The following is a 16595-nucleotide window of genomic DNA, read 5'->3' on the forward strand; positions in this document are numbered from 1 at the left end:
TTGCGCAGCACCCTTTATCCCGAACCAAACCGCCCCCATTGTGCGTTGCAGGGCGTCGTACTCGCGTGCGCGTCAATCGTTCAAGCTGATTCGAGAGAGTAAATAATCCCTATGGAATGGATTGCAGATCCCACGGCCTGGCTTGGCCTGTTGACCCTGATTGTGCTGGAGCTGGTGCTCGGCATCGACAACCTGGTGTTCATTGCCATCCTGGCCGACAAACTGCCGCCCGAGCAGCGTGACCGTGCCCGGGTCATCGGCCTGTCGCTGGCATTGCTGATGCGCCTGGGCTTGCTGGCGAGTATTTCGTGGATGGTGACCCTCACCGAGCCTTTGATCGAGGTGTTCGACAAGGTCTTCTCTGGCCGCGACCTGATCATGTTGTTCGGTGGTGTGTTCCTGTTGTTCAAGGCGACCATGGAGTTGCACGAACGCCTCGAAGGCCACGTTGCCACCCGCACCGGGACGGCCGCCTATGCGCTGTTCTGGCCGATCGTGGCGCAAATCGTGGTGCTGGATGCGGTGTTCTCGCTGGACGCGGTCATTACTGCGGTGGGCATGGTCGAACACCTGTCGGTGATGATGATTGCCGTGGTGTTCTCCATAGGCCTGATGATCATCGCCAGCAAGCCGCTGACGCGCTTCGTCAACGGCCACCCGACGGTGATCATGCTCTGCCTGGGCTTTTTGATGATGATCGGCTTCAGCCTGACTGCCGAGGGCCTGGGTTTCCACATCCCCAAAGGCTACCTCTACGCGGCCATTGGCTTCTCGATCCTGATCGAGCTGTTCAACCAGTTGGCGCGGGCGCGGCGCAAGAAGAGCCTGCAAGGGCACCGGCCGATGCGCGAGCGCACTGCTCACGCAGTGTTGCGTTTGCTCGGCGGGCGCAGCTTGCACGCCGATGAAGTGGGCGAGGAAATTGCCGACATGCTCGAAGGCACTGACGCCGATCAGGTCTTCGATCGCCGCGAGCGGGTGATGATCAGCGGCGTCCTGCAATTGGCCGAGCGGCCGATCCGCAGCGCGATGACGCCGCGGGCGGAGGTCGATTACATTGACCTGGCCGACTCGGCCGAGGCGATCCGGACCACACTGATGCACTCCTCGTACTCGCGGTTGCCGTTGATCCGCGAGGGTCGCATCGATGAGCCGCTGGGCTTCGTCCACAAGAAAGAGCTGCTCAAGGAATTGCTCGCAGGCCACCAGCCCAACCTGGAAGCCATGGCCCGCACGTCGATCAACCTGCTGGAGAGTTTTTCGATCCTCAATGCGCTGGAACAGATGCGCAAGGAGTCGACGCACATCGCCTTTGTGGTGAACGAGTTCGGTGACTTCATTGGTTTGCTGACCATGACCGACATCCTTGAGTCGATCGCCGGCGAGTTGCCGGACGCCAGCGAAATCGAAGGCCCGAACATCGTGGCCCAGGGCAATGGTTTCCTGGTCAGCGGCGCCTTGAACCTGAGCCAGATTCGCCAGCAGATCGGCTTCCAGGCCAAGGCCACGGATGACTACCAGACCCTCGCGGGACTGGTCATGAGCCTGCTGGATCGCCTGCCGGTGATTGGCGACACACTCACCTGGGAAGGGTGGAACCTGACCGTGGTCGAGGTCGAAGAGCGGCGGGTGACGCGGGTATTACTTAGCCCAGTGTTGCCAAGTTGAATGAACGTCCTACGGCCGTTGACGCAGCCCTCACATCCCATCGCGCAGCAACGGCAGGTACCTGGGGCTGGCGGCGATGGAGTTGTGTCCCGTGCCGGGTATGACCTCGAGCCTGGCCACGCCGGGGGCGAACTGGCGTAGCAGACGCTCGGTGCTGGCGCGGGGGATGACCTCGTCATGTTCGGCGGCCAGCAGCAGGGTGGGCACCTGGATGCGCGGGGCGTACTTCCAGGAGTCGTAGCGGTCGCGCAGCAGCCAGTGCACCGGGAAGATTGGCAACTGGCGGGCGGCCAGCTCTTCCAGGCTGTTGTAGGGGGTAATCAGGATCAGTCGCGCCACCGGCCGTTGGCTGGCCAGGCGCACCGCGACCCCAGAGCCTAGACTGCGACCGACCACCACAACCTGTCGGTGCTCGGCGTAGACCTGATCGAACAGTGCCAGCGCATCCGCGGCAATCGCTTCCTCCGAAGGTGAGCCGCCGCTGCCGCCAAAACCCCGGTAGTGCATCAGGTACAGGGCGTGATCGGCAAAGGCCTGGGCAAACTGCGGCAGGTTCGCCGAGACATCCTCGGCATTGCCGCCGAAGTAGATCAGGGCCTGGGGAGCGTCGCGCTGACGGACGCTGACCAGCACCTGGGTCTCATCCACCGCAAGCCTCACTAGGGTTGTCGCGCTGTCAGCGGAACGCGCTTGCGGGTAGTAGATCAGCGCGCGCTGGAACACCCACAGTCCCGCACAGAGCGCCAGGTACAGCGCTACAGCGATGAGCACGATGGACATCAGGATGCGCGACATTCGTCTAACGTTAGTACATCGATCGGACCAGGAGGCATGAACATGCTGACCCGCGCCATTCCTTCCAGCTCCGAACCCTTGCCCATCGTCGGGTTGGGCACCTATCGCGGCTTTGATGCCGCGCCAGGAGAGGCCCCCTACCAGCAACTGCCGGCAGTGCTCAGTGCGCTGTTCGCCAAGGGCGGCACGCTGCTCGACAGCTCGCCGATGTATGGTCGGGCCGAACAGACCAGTGGCGAGTTGCTGTCGATCCACGAGCCGCGTTCGCCGGCCTTCCTGGCGACCAAGGTGTGGACCCGAGGTCGCGATGAAGGCATTCGGCAAATGGAGCAGTCCTTGCGCTTGCTGCAGACTGACCGTGTCGACCTGATGCAGATCCACAACTTGCTGGACTGGCAGAGCCATCTGCCGACGCTGCGAGAGTGGAAGGCTGCCGGGCGGATTCGCTACATCGGCGTCAGCCATTACACCGCCAGCGCCTATGACGAGATTGAGGCCCTGCTCAAGGCCGAGCCACTGGATTTCCTGCAGATCAACTATGCCCTCGATGACCGGGCCGCTGAGAAGCGCCTGTTGCCGTTGTGCCGCGAGCACGGGGTGGCGGTGATCTGCAACCGGCCGTTTGGCGGGGGTGACTTGCTGACCAGGCTCAAAGGCAAGCCGCTGCCGGGTTGGGCGGCACAGGTGCAGGTCAGCAGTTGGGCGCAACTGGCGCTGAAGTTTGTGTTGTCCCATACCGCGGTGACATGCGTGATCCCTGGCACTCGCCACCCACGCTTGATGAGCGAAAACGCCGGTGCCGGTTTTGGCTCGATGCTGACGGGGGCTCAGCGTGAGCAGTTGATTGATCTGATCGACTGACGGATTGCGCCAGGTTGTGCCGAAATCGTCATCGCCCAGGCTTAAAGCGATCAAGCCGGGGGCGGTGGAATGGGCGAGTCTGGACGGTCTGTTCAAGGAGCTGACTATGATCCGACTGTCCCTGGCCGAAGCCCGCGAGCTGGCCGAATCGATCCTGCTGCACAACGGTTTTAACTCCGCCCACGCCCAGGCAGTGAGCAACACGGTGATCGCCGGCGAGCGCGATGGCTGCGCCTCCCACGGTTTGTACCGGGTTCTCGGCTGCGTGAATTCACTGCGGGCCGGCAAGGTCTCGGCCGATGCCGAGCCCCAGGTCATCGACCAGGCGCCCTCGATCGTGCGGGTCGACGCGGCCGGCGGCTTTTCCCAACTGGCGTTCCAGGCCGGGTTGCCGATGCTGGCGGCGAAAACCCGGGCCAACGGGATTGCTGCCCTGGCGATCAATCGCTGTGTGCATTTTTCCGCGTTGTGGGTGGAGATCGAGCAACTCACCGCGGCCGGCCTGGTGGCGTTGGCCTGCAACCCGAGCCATGCCTGGGTCGCACCGGCTGGCGGCAGTCAGCCGGTGTTCGGCACCAACCCGATTGCCTTCGGCTGGCCGCGCGCGGGCCAGGAGCCGTTTGTCTTTGACTTCGCCACCAGTGCAATCGCCCGCGGCGATATCGAATTGCACCGCCGGGCCGGCAAGGCGATTCCCCAAGGCTGGGGCGTGGATGGGCAGGGGCAGCCGAGCACCGATGCCAACGTGGTGCTCGACAGCGGTGCGATGCTGACCTTCGGTGGGCACAAGGGTTCGGCACTGGCGGCCATGGTGGAGTTGATCGCCGGGCCATTGATTGGTGACCTGACCAGCGCCGAATCCCTGGCTTACGATGCGGGCAGCAAATCCTCGCCGTACCACGGCGAACTGATCATCGCCCTCGACCCACGGCGCTTCCTTGGCGACGCCACCGAGCAACACCTGGCCCGTGCCGAAACCCTGTTCCAGAGTATCGAAGGCCAAGGCGCCCGTTTGCCATCGCAACGCCGCTATGAAGCGCGAGCCCGCAGCCAGGTAGAAGGTGTGCAGATCCCCGAGGCGCTGTACCACGACCTGAAGGCGTTGTTGGCCTGAACCCTTAGAAGTAGCGGGCTCCCGCTTGCGGCGCCTGCTTGCGGCGCCCGCTTGCGGCCTGCTTGCGAAGGACTCAATGACGGCGCGGTGAATCAGGCTTTGCGCGTCATCGTTGACGACCATCGCGAGCAAGCCGCAAGCGGGCGCCGCAAGCGGGCGCCCGCTCCTACAGTGATATTAGGTGCCCACAGGTTCCGCATACACCCGCTCACCTGGAGCAACCCGCTTATTGGCTGATGGCTTCACGTTGCTGTTTGCCGTCAACCAGGCGGTTGATGGCCAGTGGGTTGGCGTTTTTCAGGGGCTCGGGCAGTAGCTGGTCGGGGCAGTTCTGGTAGCACACCGGGCGCAGGAAACGCTCGATGGCCAGGCTGCCGACCGAGGTGCCTCGAGCATCGGAGGTGGCAGGGTAAGGGCCGCCGTGGACCATCGCGTCACACACCTCGACCCCGGTCGGGTAGCCGTTGAACAGCACCCGGCCAACCTTCTGCTCCAGCAACGGCAATAGCTCGCCATGGGCCTGCAAGTCAGCGGCTTCGGCAATTAGCGTCGCCGTCAGTTGACCGTGCAAGCCGTGCAGCGCGCGCTGCAATTCAGCGGCGTCGGCCACTTCCACCAGCACGGTGGTCGGACCGAAGACTTCCTCCTGCAACAGCGGGTCACCCTCGAGCAACAGACGGCTGTCAGCCTTGAACAACTGCGGCTGGGCCTGGCGACCCTGTTGCGCGCGGCCGGCGAGGTGGCTGACCTGCGGATGCGCGTGCAACGCTTCGACCCCCCGGGTATAGCTCGCCAGCGTGCCGGCGTTGAGCATGGTTTGCCCCGGCTGCTCGGCCATCAGGGCACTGAGCTGCTCGATGAAGGCACTGAATTCGCCAGAGCGAATCCCGATCACCAAGCCTGGGTTGGTGCAGAACTGCCCGCACCCTTGGACCACCGAGGCCACTAGTTCACTGGCGATTGTCGTACCCCGTACCCGCAGGGCGTCGGGCAGCACCAGCACCGGGTTGATGCTGCTCATCTCGGCGAACACCGGGATCGGTTGCGGGCGTGCGGCGGCCATGTCGCACAGGGCCCGACCGCCTTTTAATGAACCGGTAAAGCCGACTGCCTGGATCGCCGGATGCTTGACCAGGGTTTCACCGACCCCGGCACCGTAGATCATGTTGAACACACCCTTGGGCATGCCGGTCTGTTCGGCGGCGCGGATGATCGCATCGGCGACTCGTTCGGCCGTCGCCATATGCCCGCTGTGGGCTTTGAACACCACCGGGCATCCGGCGGCCAGGGCTGCGGCCGTGTCGCCGCCGGCGGTGGAGAAGGCCAGGGGGAAATTGCTGGCACCAAACACTGCCACCGGACCCACACCGATCCGGTACTGACGCAGGTCCACGCGGGGCAATGGCTGGCGATCGGGCAGGGCGCGGTCGATGCGCGCGGCATAAAAATCGCCGCGGCGCAGGACTTGGGCGAACAGACGCATCTGGCCACTGGTGCGACCCCGTTCGCCCTGAATGCGCGCTGTCGGCAACGCGGTCTCGCGGCTGACCAGGGCGATGAACTGTTCATCCAGCGCCTCCAGTTGTTCGGCAATGGCCTCGAGGAACTCGGCGCGGCGACTGGCCGCCAAGCTGCGAAAGGCCGGATAGGCGCTCGCGGCGGCCTGGGCGGCGGCGTCCACCTCAGCCTCGGTAGCCTGGCTGAAAGCGTAGGACAGGGGCTCGCCGGTGCTGGCGTCGTAACTGCGCAAGGTTTGGCTGCCAGCGGCGCTGCGGGCACCGCCAATGTAGTTGTGGCCGAGAAGGTCGGACATGCAAAAGCTCCTGTGAAAAATGGGGTCGGCTCTGCTGGTTTTGTCGGGGCGGGAACACGCCGCAAGCGGGCACCGCAAACAGGCGCCGCAAGCGGGAGCCGCAAGCGGGAGCCCGCCCCAACAGACAGACCGGGTTACGCCAGTGAGTCGGCGCGGCGTGGGGTGGCGTTCGGGTCGAGGGCGGCGATCCGTGCCGCGGATTCGGCATCCACCAGGTGCAAGGACTTGCCACGGGTTTCCCGAGTCAGGCCGACGGCCACGATGGAGATCAGCGACGCGCCGACCAGGTACCAGGCGATCGGTGTCGAGCTGTGGTACTTGTTCAGCAGGGTGATGGCGATCAGCGGAGCCAGCGAACCGGCGAAGATCGGCGCCACCTGGTAGCACAGCGACAGGGCGGTGTAGCGCACATGGGTCGGGAACATCTCGGCCATCAGCGCCGAGTAGGGCGCGTAGGTCATCGACTCGATGGCCAGGCCCAGGGTAATCGCCGCCATGATCAGCCAGTTGTTGCCGGTGTCCATCAGCGGGAAGCCGATGAAGCCCCAGAACGCGGTGAGTACCGCCCCGGTCAGGTACACCGGTTTGCGTCCGACGATATCCGACAGGTAGCCCATCAGCGGGATCAGGAAGAAATGCAGCAGGTGGGCGCCGAACATCAGGAACAGGATTTCCGAGGTGTCCTTGTGCACCACCAGCTTGAGGTACGTGATGGAGAAGGTCACCACCGTGTAGTAGAGGATGTTCTCGGCAAACCGTGCGCCGATCCCGACCAGCACCGCACGCCAGTGATGGCGCAGGACTTCCACCACCCCCAGTTGTTGCTGCTTGGTCTGCGCCTGGCGAGCCTGGGCTTCCTTGAAGATCGGGGCATCGTCGACGCTGGTGCGAATCCAGTAGCCGATCAGTACCACCACGGCCGAGAACCAGAACGCCACGCGCCAGCCCCAGGCGAGGAATTGCTCCTCGGACAGGTTCGACGACAACAGCAGCAGGGCGACCGTGGCCACCAGGTTGCCCGCCGGAACCCCGGCTTGCGGCCAACTGGCCCAGAACCCACGGCGATTGTCCGGGCAGTGTTCGGAGACTAGCAGGATCGCGCCGCCCCATTCACCACCAAAGGCGAAGCCCTGGATCAATCGCAACAGCACCAGTAACACCGGCGCGGCATAACCGATCTGGTCGAAGCCGGGCAGGCAGCCCATGAGGAAGGTGGTGATACCGACTACCACCAGGCTCAGTTGCAGCAGGCGCTTGCGGCCGAATTTGTCGCCGTAGTGACCGAACACCAGGCCACCCAGGGGACGGGCGAGAAAGCCTACGGCGTACAGGGCGAAGGCGGCGATGATGCCGTCGATGGGGCTGTCGGTCTGGCGAAAGAACAGCTGGCCGAAGACCAGTGCCGAGGCCGTACCGTAGAGAAAGAATTCATACCATTCGGCGACGGTACCGGCCATGGCGGCACCGACGACACGTTTGAGTCCTGCGGGGGTGGTTGCGCTTTGAGTGGGTTGAGCGTTGGACATGCTGGCGTTTCCTGTAGGGGCGCAAAAACAGGCAGCCGGGCCGGACCTGCGAAGGTCCGCCCGGCACTCACTCAGAGACCGACGTCCGGCAACTCCGGACGGTTGGCCAGGGCCTTGGCCATGATCTGCTCGACGAATGCCCGATCGGCTTCCGGCAGGGCCAGGCGTGGCGGACGGGTCAGTGCGCTGCCGCGACCGGCGATGGCTTCACACAGCTTGATGCACTGCACCAGGTCGGCACGGGCATCGAGGTGCAGGATCGGCATCAGCCACTCGTAGATCGGCATGGCTTCGGCGAAGCGCCCGGCCTTGGCCAGGCGGAAGATGGTTTCGCCTTCCTTGGGGAACACGTTGGACATGCCCGAGACCCAGCCTTCGGCACCCACGGCGATGCTTTCCAGGACCACGTCGTCGAGGCCGGCGAACAGCACGAAGCGATCGCCGACTTCATTGCGCACATCGATGAAGCGCCGGGTGTCGCCGGAGGAGTCCTTGAAGCACACCACGTTGTCGCAGTCGGCCAGGGAAATCAGGATGTCCGGGGTCACGTCGTTTTTGTAGATCGGCGGGTTGTTGTAGACCATCAGCGGCACGTCGGCATTTTTCGCCACGTAGCGGTAGTGCTCGGCGGTCTCGAACGGCTTGGAGCCGTAGACCAGCGCTGGCATCAGCATCACGCCATCGACCCCGACCCGGCGCACGGCGTTGGCCACTTTGGCCGCTTGCACGCTGGTGAACTCGGCCACGCCGCAGATCACCGGGACCCGACCGCGGGAAGCGTCGACCGCGACTTCGGTCACGGCGATTTTCTCTTCCGCGGTCAGGGAGGTGTTTTCGCCTACCGAACCGCAGACCACCAGCCCGGATACGCCATCGCGAATCACGTTGGAAATCACCTGGTGGGTTTTTTCCAGATTGATCGAGAAGTCATCGTTGAATTGGGTGGTCACCGCGGGGAAGACGCCACTCCAGTTAATGCGCTTGCTCATTGTTGCCTCCGATTGGTTTTTTGTATTTCGTATACGATATTTTAAATGCCGAAGCTCGGCTAGTGCTTTTTGCAAAATAAACAGGGGTTTTGCTGCCGTTGGTCCGGGCAGACTCAGGCGCCGGGCCAGGTGTCCGACAAGCGATAGCCTTGTGGCCACGGGTCGCTGGGGTCGAGCAGGTGTTGATGGGTGCCGGTGATCCAGGCCCGCCCGGAAATGCATGGGTAGATGGCAGCGCGTCCGGCGACTTCGGTCAGCGAATCGATGCGGCAGTGGAACTCGGAGTCAAGGATCGAGCGGCCGATAAAGCGTTCGCCGACCTGCATCAGGCCCTTGGCGTGTAACACGGCCATGCGTGCCGAGCAGCCGGTGCCGGTGGGCGAGCGGTCGATCTTGCCGGGCTGGATCACCACCGCGTTGGCGCCAGTGGCAATGCCGTTCTCCACCACGATCGGGGCTGCTAGTTGGCAGAAGGAAATGTGCGACCACTCTGGGTTCAGCGGGTGGACGAAGCCCAATTGCTCGTTGGCCGCGCGGGTGATCTTCAGCCCGACCGCCACCAGGTCCGCCGCCTCATCGGGACGAATCGAGAAACCCAGGGCTTGGGCATCGGCGATCACAAAACTGTCGCCGCCGTAGGCGGTATCGACCTGCAGCGATCCCAGGCCTTCGACTTCGATCCAAGCGTCGAGGCGATCGGCGAAGGAGGGCACGTTTTTCACCTCCACCCGTTGCACCTTGCCGTCCCGGCAGTCGGCGACCGCTTCGATCAGGCCGCCCGGGGCTTCGAGTACCAGCCGGGTTTGTGGTTCGGTCATCGGCAATATGCCGCTGTCCAGCAGCACGGTGGCCACGCACAGGGAATTGGACCCGGACATCGGCGGGGTGTCGGCCGGTTCCATGATGATCCAGCCCATCTGCGCCCGCGGGTCCTTGGCCGGCACCAGCAGGTTGACGTGGCGGAACACCCCGCCGCGCGGTTCGTTGAGCACGAAGTTGCGCAGGGTCTGGTCCTGGGCGATCCAGCGCGACTGTTCCCACAGCGTGGCGCCGGGTGGCGGTGCAACGCCACCGACGATTACATCACCGACCTCGCCTTCGGCGTGGCAACTGACGACGTGAATGACTTTTGATGAACGCATGCTGTCCTCCTGTTGTTGTCTGTTTGGGCCTCATCGCGAGCAGGCTCGCTCCCACATTGATCTGTGGCGGCCATCGATTTTGTGTACACCACCCAACCCTGTGGGAGCGAGCTTGCTCGCGATGGTCGCAAGAGCGACGCGTTTATCCAGACTGCACGTGTCATCGTTGACGACCATCGCTGGCAAGCCAGCTCCCACATTGATCTGTGGCGGCCATCGATTTTGTGTACACCACCCAACCCTGTGGGAGCGAGCTTGCTCGCGATGGTCGTAAGAGCGACGCGTTTATCCAGACTGCACGTGTCATCGTTGACGACCATCGCTGGCAAGCCAGCTCCCACATTGATCTGTGGCGGCCATCGATTTTGTGTACGCCACCCAACCCTGTGGGAGCGAGCTTGCTCGCGATGGTCGCAAGAGCGACGCGTTTATCCAGACTGCACGTGTCATCGTTGACGACCATCGCTGGCAAGCCAGCTCCCACATTGATCTGTGGCGGCCATCGATTTTGTGTACACCACCCAACCCTGTGGGAGCGAGCTTGCTCGCGATGGTCGCAAGAGCGACGGGTTTATCCAGACTGCACATGTCATCGTTGACGACCATTGCTGGCAAGCCCGCTCCCACATTGATCTGTGGCGGCCATCGATTTTGTGTACACCACCCAACCCTGTGGGAGCGAGCTTGCTCGCGATGGTCGCAAGAGCGACGCGTTTATCCAGACTGCACATGTCATCGTTGACGACCATCGCTGGCAAGCCAGCTCCCACAGGATTGGGGTTATTTCACCGATTTGAGAAACGTCGCGGTCTCTGCGTGCAGCGGGTTGCCGATGACCTGGTCCGGCGAGCCGATCTCGTGCACCAGGCCGTTGCGAAAGAACGCCACGCGGTCGGAGACATCCCGCGCGAAGCGGATTTCGTGGGTCACCAGAACCATGGTCATGCCGTCTTCGGCGAGCATGCGCATGGTGTCCAGGACTTCGCCCACCAACTGTGGGTCGAGGGCCGAGGTGGCTTCGTCGAACAGCATGTAGTCCGGCGACATCGCCAGGGCGCGGGCGATGGCCATGCGTTGTTGCTGGCCGCCGGAAAGCTTGCCGGGGAAGGTCTTGAGCTTGTCGCCCAGGCCCACGTGAGTCAGTTGCCTGACCGCCAGCTCCTCAGCCTCGGCCTTGCTTTTGCCCAGTACTTTGCGCGGCGCCAGCATCACGTTCTCCAGGACCGTCAGGTGCGGGAAGGCGTTCCATTGCTGGAACACGATGCCGATTTTCTGCCGCAAGCGGTTGAGGTCGGTGCCGTTGCCGTGGACCTCGATGCCGTCGACGCGGATGTTGCCTTTCTGGATCGGTTCCAGGCCGTTGATGCACATCAGCAGGGTCGACTTGCCGGAGCCCGAGCCGCCGATGATCGACACCACCTCGCCCTTGTTCACCGTCAGGCTGACGCCCTTGACCACTTCCAGGTCGCCGAAGGATTTGTGTACGTTGTCGATCTCAATCATTTTCTTGCCACCTTCTTTCCAGACGAGCGCCCAGGCGGGCAACCACCAGGCTCATGACGTAATAGATCAGACCCGCGACGCACAGCACCAACAACGGCTCCTGGATGCGGGTGACGATGGTTTGCGAGGCGCGCAGCAGTTCGACGATGCCGATCCACATCACCAGCGCGGTGTCTTTCATCACACTCAGGACCAGGTTCAGCCAGCCGGGGAAGGCCACGCGGGTAGCCATCGGCAGGACGATCCAGCGCAGGTCCTGCAGGTAGCTCAGACCCAGGGAGCGACTGGCGCGGCGCAGGGTGTAGGGCACCGAGAGCACACCGCTACGCACGATTTCGGTGAAGTACGCAGCGGCGTACACCCCCAGCACGATGCAGCCGACACTGAAGGCGCTGATGTTCAGGCCGACGATGCTTTTCAGCGAGTTGAACAGCACGAACTGGATCAGCAACGGCACGCTGCGAAACACGTCCAGCACCCAGGCCAGGGGCAGGCTGGCCCGTGGCATCAGGGCGCGCAGCAAGCCAAACAGCAGCCCGGCCACGGTGCCGAGGATGATCGACCAGAACGTCAGTTGCAGCGTGACCCAGGCACCGTTGAGCAGGAACAGCAGGTCATTGATCGAGAAGCTGGTGGTAAACATGCTCACTTCCTCAGTAACGGAACAGCCGCCACGACAGCAGTCGGGCCACCGCGACGATCGCCTTGGCAATCAGGTAGTACAGGACCGCGGCAATGGCGAAGTACTCGAAGGTGCGGAACGTCTTGACGTTGTAGTCCTGGGTCACCCCGGTCAGGTCGTTGTTCAGCCCGACGATCACCCCCAGCGAGGTCATCAGTACCGCCCAGACCATTTGATTGGTCAGCGGGTAGAAGACGATGCGCAGCAGTTGCGGGACGATGATCAGGCGATAGGCCTGGAACGCGCTCATGCCCAGCGAGCGTGCGGCGCGCACCTGGGTGTCGGGCACGGCCTTGAGGCCCCCACGAAAGTTTTCCGCCAGGTAGCCGGCGTTGTTGAAGGTGATCCCGGCGAGCAGGGCGAACCACGAACTGACATGCAAGCCGAGCGAACCCAGGCCGAAGTACAGGACGTAGATCTGGAACAGCGACGGGGTGTTGCGGGCAATCGATACCCAGCCGTTGCCGATCCCGCGCAGCAGCGGGTTGCGGGTTTCGCGCATCACCGTCAGGGCCAGGGCGATCAGCACCCCGAAGATCATCGACAGGGCTGCCGTCTCGAAGGTCACCAGGGCGCCGGCAAGCATGTCCGGCAGGGCGCGCAGGGCCGAGCGCCATTGGAAGCTGTAGTCAAACATGCGCAGGATTCTCCAGGCGGGCAGCAGGTTGCAGCCAGGCCGGCAGGCGCCCGCTGGTTGTGGCGGTGCAGGCGGCTTCGACACATTCCTTGAGGCTGGCGAAGTGCACCTTGCGCCCCACCAGGCCGGGTGCGTAGTGGGCGTATTTGCCCGAGTTGGTCATCAGGGTGGTAGCCGCCAGCGGGATCACCGGCTCGCCGAGCATGCACCAGCAGGTGTCGGTGACCAGGGTCGCGCCGAAGGCTTCAATCACCGCGATGTGCCCGGCGGCTCGCGCCTGCTCCAGCACCGCACGGCCGCAGGTGATGGCGACCACCACCGCGGGGTGCTTGTGCCGGCCGCGACACAAACGCGCCAAGTGGCCAAATTCACTCAGGGAAAAGTGCGGGTTGCCCAGGGAGACCATATCGACCCGGCTGTCGCGGGCGCTGTTGAGTTCACGCCAGCTCACCAGCAGGTCTTGCAGGTGGATGTTTTCCTGGGGGAGCAGGACATCGGCCTCCAGCACCTGGCGCGGGTCGAGCGCCTCGGGGGTGACCCCGGCAATATGGAACATCGGCGCCGCCGAAGTAGTGGCGAACGCCGCGCCAAAGGCCTTGAGGTCATCCAGGCTCGGCTGGCGCTGTTCCAGACCCAGCACCAGGGGAATACGACTGCCGGCCAGGGCGCCGATGTGGTAGCCGAGCAGCGGGTAGAACGCGTCGTCCAGGTCCGCCAGTTCGGGTACCTGCACCTGCAGACCGGCCTTGCGCTGGGCGTCCAGGTGGCAGCCGATCAGGGGCGCACGACCGGTGAGGGCAATGCAGATGTCCAGGTAGTCCGGGTACTTGAGGGTCCGTGCGCCGAGCACGCTGTTGGCGTAGACCACGGCATTGGATTCAGCCCAGACAATCTGCTCGCCGGCCTGGGGGGCGCTGTCGAGCAGGTACGGTGCACAGGTGAAGCTCAGTTGTGCGCCCATCGCCATGTAGGCATCTCCCAGGGCACTGGCCGGTACGCCGAGGGCAGGATCGATGCCCAGTTCGCGCCAGCGGCGCTGGTCCACGGAGATCGAATTGAGGGTGGTGGGCACGCGCACTTTCGCGCCCCACTGCACCAGTTGTTCGGCAAACCGCAGGCTGGCCGGACCGGTGTAGATGCAGCCGTCGATGTGCGCCTGGGTGACATCCACCAGGCGTTGCGCGCCCTGCAACCGGGCCATGCGCAGGACGATCTGCATCGCCACTTGCGCGGCCTGGCCATGGTGGCCGGCGAGCAGTGCCTGATCCAGTTCGCTGAGTTCCAGGGTGCTGTGGTTGTCGGGTTTGCGCAGGGCGTTGTCGGGTGCCTGCCAGGCATCTCCGGGTGCTTGCTCGAACAGGCTCAGGGCGCTGTCTTCGACCCGCGCGACCGCCATGCCGCGCAGGGTGGCAAAGGCCTCCCGGCCGATGCACAGCACCGGCAGGGAACGTTGGAAAATCGTCTGCGCCACGAGCACGCCCAGGGTCAGGATCTCATCCGGTTCGGCCAGCACCAGTGCCGCTGGGGCATGACCGTTGCTGATCAACTCCATCAGCACGCTGCTGCCAGTACAGGAGCCGCGGCCGCTGGGAATCGCCAGCACCCGGCCGGCCAGGTGTTGGCCGCTGAGGGGGTGGTGACGGTCGATGACCTCACCGCTGCACGGATCGACCCCGCCCCAGAAACTCAGGCCGACATCGGCGAACAGCAAGGCGCCTTCGGCGGCGCCCGGGACCAGACAGCGCCCGGTCAGAGAAGTGAGCCTAGGCATGCCGGACACCTTAGTAGTAGACCTGAGGCACGGTCAGGTTGGTCGGCGGGATCTCGGTGCCGACCCATTTGACGAACAGCTCTTTGTAGCGCCCGGTGCGCACCTGCTGGTTGACGAACAGGTTGAGGTAGTTGAGCAGGCCGTACTCGTTACGCTTGGCGCCCAACGACACGTAGTCGATCACGTAGGGTGCGTTGCCGGCGATTTTCAGGTTCTTGTATTTGCCCGACTTAATGGTCGCGGCGGCAACTGTGTTGGTCACGATCGTGGCGTCGATGTGGCCCTGGGCGACCGCCAGCAAGGTGTCATTCTGCGACTGGTAGGCGCGGAAGCTGCCGCTGCCCCAGCTCTTCACGTCCTTTTCCAGGGCAATCGCTTCATAGGTGCCGCTGGTGTTGCCGACGGGTTTGCCCTTGATGTCGTCGAAGCTGTTGATGCCGGTGTTGTCGCGGGTCAGCACCACCATCTGGAAGGCGAAGTACGGCACGGTGAGGCCGACGGTCTTGGCCCGCTCCAGGGTGTCGGAAGTGGAGGCAACGATCACGTCGGCACGCCCGGAGACCAGCGCCGGAATCCGGTCGGGGAACGGCGTCTCCACCACTTCAGCCTCGACCCCGAGGATCTTCGCCAGGTCGTGGCAATAGTCCACGTCGAAACCCGCCGGGTTGTTACCTTCATCGCGAAAACCCATGGGCGGGAAGTCCAGGGTCACGGCGCAGCGCAGCTTGCCCGAACCGACGATGTCGTCGAGCTTGTCGGCCTGGGCGGTGGCAATAAAGGAGGTACTGAGCACAGCGCTGAGGGCTACGGCAAATGCGGGGTTTTTCATAGAGGCCTCGTGATGGGTGAAGTGCTGTTGGGTAGCGTATTGGGGATTTCGTATACGATATTAACAATAGCAATCAACGTGCCTGTTTCCAGTGTAAAAGCAGATTTTTTTCTCAGCCCTTGCGGTAGGCGTGCTGCGGCGAATTGGCTGGAGGCAGAGTGACAGCATGGCCGTCGGGTGAGGTGGGGGGGCGGTGTTACATATGGGAGCAATGGGTGGGCGCACGCCCCTTTTAGGAACACCTGGGGCAAGGGGAGAGAGCTGTCGGATGTTCCACCGCAACGACAGCGCGTGGCACCTGATTCAGCGCGGCGTAATGGGGTTCTTCGCGAGCAGGCCGCAAGCGGGCGCCCGCTCCTACAGTGGTTTCGGGTACTCGCGGATGTTGCAGGCACCAAACCTGTGGGAGCGAGCTTGCTCGCGATAGCGGTCTCAAGCTGGTTAGGGTTGGTTATCGCGATACTGGCTTGGCGACAGGCTGGTCAGGGCGCGGAATTGGCGGCTGAAGGCACTGTGGTCGGTGTAGCCGCAGCGCAGGGCGATTTCGGTGATGGGCAGGTCTTTGTCCAGCAATAGTCGCGAAGCTTCCTCGAGCCGCGCCTTGTGAATCATCTGCCGTGGGGTGAGCTGGAACACCCGCTTGCAGTGGCGTTCCAGTTGCGCCACGGAAAACCCGGCGATCGCGGTCAGTTCGGCGAGGCTGATGGGGCGGGCGAAGTGGCTGCGGATATGGGCGTCCACCGCGGCGAGTTTGTGGAATGCCGGATGGTTGGCCTGGGGCAGCTGCAGGTCGCGGGAAATGCCGGCCAGGCCGACTATTTGCCCCTGCAGGTCGCGCAAGGCGAGTTTGTGGGTCAGGCACCAGACCGGTTGGTTGCCGTAATAAAGGTGCAGCTCAAGCTGGTCGGACAGTTCCCGGCCGCTGGCCAGGACCCGGCGATCCTGCTCGGTGTACAGCGGGCCGAAGCGCGCCGGGAACACCCTGTCGGCGGTCAGCCCGAGCAACTCGTCGCTGTGTTTTTTGCCGCAGCGCCGGGCGAGGGTCTGGTTGACGAAGGCGTAGCGGGCCTCGCGGTCCTTGATGAAAAACACCACGTCCGCCAGGGAGTCGAGCAGCGGCGTTATCGCTTGCAGGCTGCTGAGCAAGGTCGGCAGGTCGCAGGGTTTGAAGCTGTTGAGGGTGGGGTACATGGCGCTGAGGGTCTGGTGGCGACCCTCGGGATCATAGTGGCAAGGCGGTCCAACGCAAAGTGCCGGCACGGGAT

13 protein-coding genes and 1 pseudogene are annotated in these 16595 nt (G+C 63.6%); 3 read left to right on the forward strand and 11 right to left on the reverse strand.

Annotated features, from left to right (window positions below):
- Positions 1–111: 111 nt before the first annotated feature.
- A complete protein-coding gene (locus tag CKW24_RS15770; protein ID WP_095169106.1) occupies positions 112–1668 on the forward strand; it encodes a TerC family protein in 1557 nt (518 codons plus the stop codon).
- A gap of 30 nt (positions 1669–1698) precedes the next feature.
- Here the strand turns inward: CKW24_RS15770 and CKW24_RS15775 are convergent, their stop codons facing one another.
- Positions 1699–2463: an alpha/beta hydrolase gene (locus tag CKW24_RS15775; protein WP_095169107.1), complete on the reverse strand. Its 765-nt coding sequence runs from the start codon at positions 2461–2463 to the stop codon at positions 1699–1701.
- A 30-nt stretch (positions 2464–2493) separates the two neighbouring features.
- Here CKW24_RS15775 and CKW24_RS15780 point away from each other — a divergent pair.
- Both CKW24_RS15780 and CKW24_RS15785 read left to right on the forward strand, forming a co-directional pair.
- Positions 2494–3324 (forward strand): annotated as a pseudogene (locus CKW24_RS15780) (aldo/keto reductase); the annotation flags it as partial.
- 106 nt (positions 3325–3430) lie between these two features.
- Positions 3431–4438, forward strand: coding sequence for an Ldh family oxidoreductase (locus CKW24_RS15785; RefSeq protein ID WP_095169109.1), 1008 nt, complete (start codon positions 3431–3433; stop codon positions 4436–4438).
- A gap of 226 nt (positions 4439–4664) precedes the next feature.
- Here CKW24_RS15785 and CKW24_RS15790 read toward each other — a convergent pair whose 3' ends face one another.
- The 10 genes from CKW24_RS15790 to CKW24_RS15835 all read right to left on the reverse strand — a co-directional run bounded on the left by CKW24_RS15790 (position 4665) and on the right by CKW24_RS15835 (position 16521).
- Positions 4665–6251 (reverse strand): aldehyde dehydrogenase (NADP(+)), encoded by a 1587-nt coding sequence (locus CKW24_RS15790; protein ID WP_095169110.1) that lies wholly within the window; start codon positions 6249–6251, stop codon positions 4665–4667.
- 134 nt (positions 6252–6385) lie between these two features.
- A complete protein-coding gene (abaF, locus tag CKW24_RS15795) occupies positions 6386–7777 on the reverse strand; it encodes a fosfomycin efflux MFS transporter AbaF (protein WP_095169111.1) in 1392 nt (463 codons plus the stop codon).
- A 71-nt stretch (positions 7778–7848) separates the two neighbouring features.
- The gene (locus CKW24_RS15800; protein WP_095169112.1) at positions 7849–8766 is read right to left on the reverse strand and encodes a dihydrodipicolinate synthase family protein; all 918 of its coding nucleotides are present in this window, start codon (positions 8764–8766) and stop codon (positions 7849–7851) included.
- A 113-nt stretch (positions 8767–8879) separates the two neighbouring features.
- Positions 8880–9908: a proline racemase family protein gene (locus CKW24_RS15805; protein WP_095169113.1), complete on the reverse strand. Its 1029-nt coding sequence runs from the start codon at positions 9906–9908 to the stop codon at positions 8880–8882.
- Between the two features lie 780 nt (positions 9909–10688).
- Complete coding sequence (locus CKW24_RS15810; protein WP_095169114.1) at positions 10689–11411, reverse strand: amino acid ABC transporter ATP-binding protein; 723 nt, start codon at positions 11409–11411, stop codon at positions 10689–10691.
- Entirely contained in the window at positions 11404–12054 is a 651-nt protein-coding gene (locus CKW24_RS15815) for an amino acid ABC transporter permease (RefSeq protein WP_095169115.1), read from the reverse strand. Before CKW24_RS15815 ends, CKW24_RS15810 begins: the two co-directional genes overlap by 8 nt.
- A 10-nt stretch (positions 12055–12064) precedes the next feature.
- Positions 12065–12730: an amino acid ABC transporter permease gene (locus tag CKW24_RS15820; RefSeq protein ID WP_095169116.1), complete on the reverse strand. Its 666-nt coding sequence runs from the start codon at positions 12728–12730 to the stop codon at positions 12065–12067.
- On the reverse strand, positions 12723–14501 hold the full coding sequence (locus CKW24_RS15825; protein WP_095169117.1) for an aconitase X: 1779 nt from the start codon (positions 14499–14501) through the stop codon (positions 12723–12725). Before CKW24_RS15825 ends, CKW24_RS15820 begins: the two co-directional genes overlap by 8 nt.
- A gap of 10 nt (positions 14502–14511) precedes the next feature.
- Positions 14512–15330: a transporter substrate-binding domain-containing protein gene (locus tag CKW24_RS15830; protein ID WP_095169118.1), complete on the reverse strand. Its 819-nt coding sequence runs from the start codon at positions 15328–15330 to the stop codon at positions 14512–14514.
- A 441-nt stretch (positions 15331–15771) separates the two neighbouring features.
- Positions 15772–16521: an AraC family transcriptional regulator gene (locus CKW24_RS15835; protein WP_095169119.1), complete on the reverse strand. Its 750-nt coding sequence runs from the start codon at positions 16519–16521 to the stop codon at positions 15772–15774.
- Between the last annotated feature and the right edge of the window lie 74 nt (positions 16522–16595).

Source organism: Pseudomonas sp. Irchel 3H3, assembly GCF_900187635.1.
GTDB lineage: Bacteria > Pseudomonadota > Gammaproteobacteria > Pseudomonadales > Pseudomonadaceae > Aquipseudomonas.

Excerpts from the sequence above, each read along its gene's own strand:
- CKW24_RS15770 (WP_095169106.1), top strand. The coding sequence starts at position 112 with ATGGAATGGATTGCAGATCCCACGGCCTGGCTTGGCCTGTTGACCCTG.
- CKW24_RS15775 (WP_095169107.1), bottom strand. The coding sequence starts at position 2,463 with ATGTCGCGCATCCTGATGTCCATCGTGCTCATCGCTGTAGCGCTGTAC.
- CKW24_RS15785 (WP_095169109.1), top strand. The coding sequence starts at position 3,431 with ATGATCCGACTGTCCCTGGCCGAAGCCCGCGAGCTGGCCGAATCGATC.
- CKW24_RS15790 (WP_095169110.1), bottom strand. The coding sequence starts at position 6,251 with ATGTCCGACCTTCTCGGCCACAACTACATTGGCGGTGCCCGCAGCGCC.
- abaF (WP_095169111.1), bottom strand. The coding sequence starts at position 7,777 with ATGTCCAACGCTCAACCCACTCAAAGCGCAACCACCCCCGCAGGACTC.
- CKW24_RS15800 (WP_095169112.1), bottom strand. The coding sequence starts at position 8,766 with ATGAGCAAGCGCATTAACTGGAGTGGCGTCTTCCCCGCGGTGACCACC.
- CKW24_RS15805 (WP_095169113.1), bottom strand. The coding sequence starts at position 9,908 with ATGCGTTCATCAAAAGTCATTCACGTCGTCAGTTGCCACGCCGAAGGC.
- CKW24_RS15810 (WP_095169114.1), bottom strand. The coding sequence starts at position 11,411 with ATGATTGAGATCGACAACGTACACAAATCCTTCGGCGACCTGGAAGTG.
- CKW24_RS15815 (WP_095169115.1), bottom strand. The coding sequence starts at position 12,054 with ATGTTTACCACCAGCTTCTCGATCAATGACCTGCTGTTCCTGCTCAAC.
- CKW24_RS15820 (WP_095169116.1), bottom strand. The coding sequence starts at position 12,730 with ATGTTTGACTACAGCTTCCAATGGCGCTCGGCCCTGCGCGCCCTGCCG.
- CKW24_RS15825 (WP_095169117.1), bottom strand. The coding sequence starts at position 14,501 with ATGCCTAGGCTCACTTCTCTGACCGGGCGCTGTCTGGTCCCGGGCGCC.
- CKW24_RS15830 (WP_095169118.1), bottom strand. The coding sequence starts at position 15,330 with ATGAAAAACCCCGCATTTGCCGTAGCCCTCAGCGCTGTGCTCAGTACC.
- CKW24_RS15835 (WP_095169119.1), bottom strand. The coding sequence starts at position 16,521 with ATGTACCCCACCCTCAACAGCTTCAAACCCTGCGACCTGCCGACCTTG.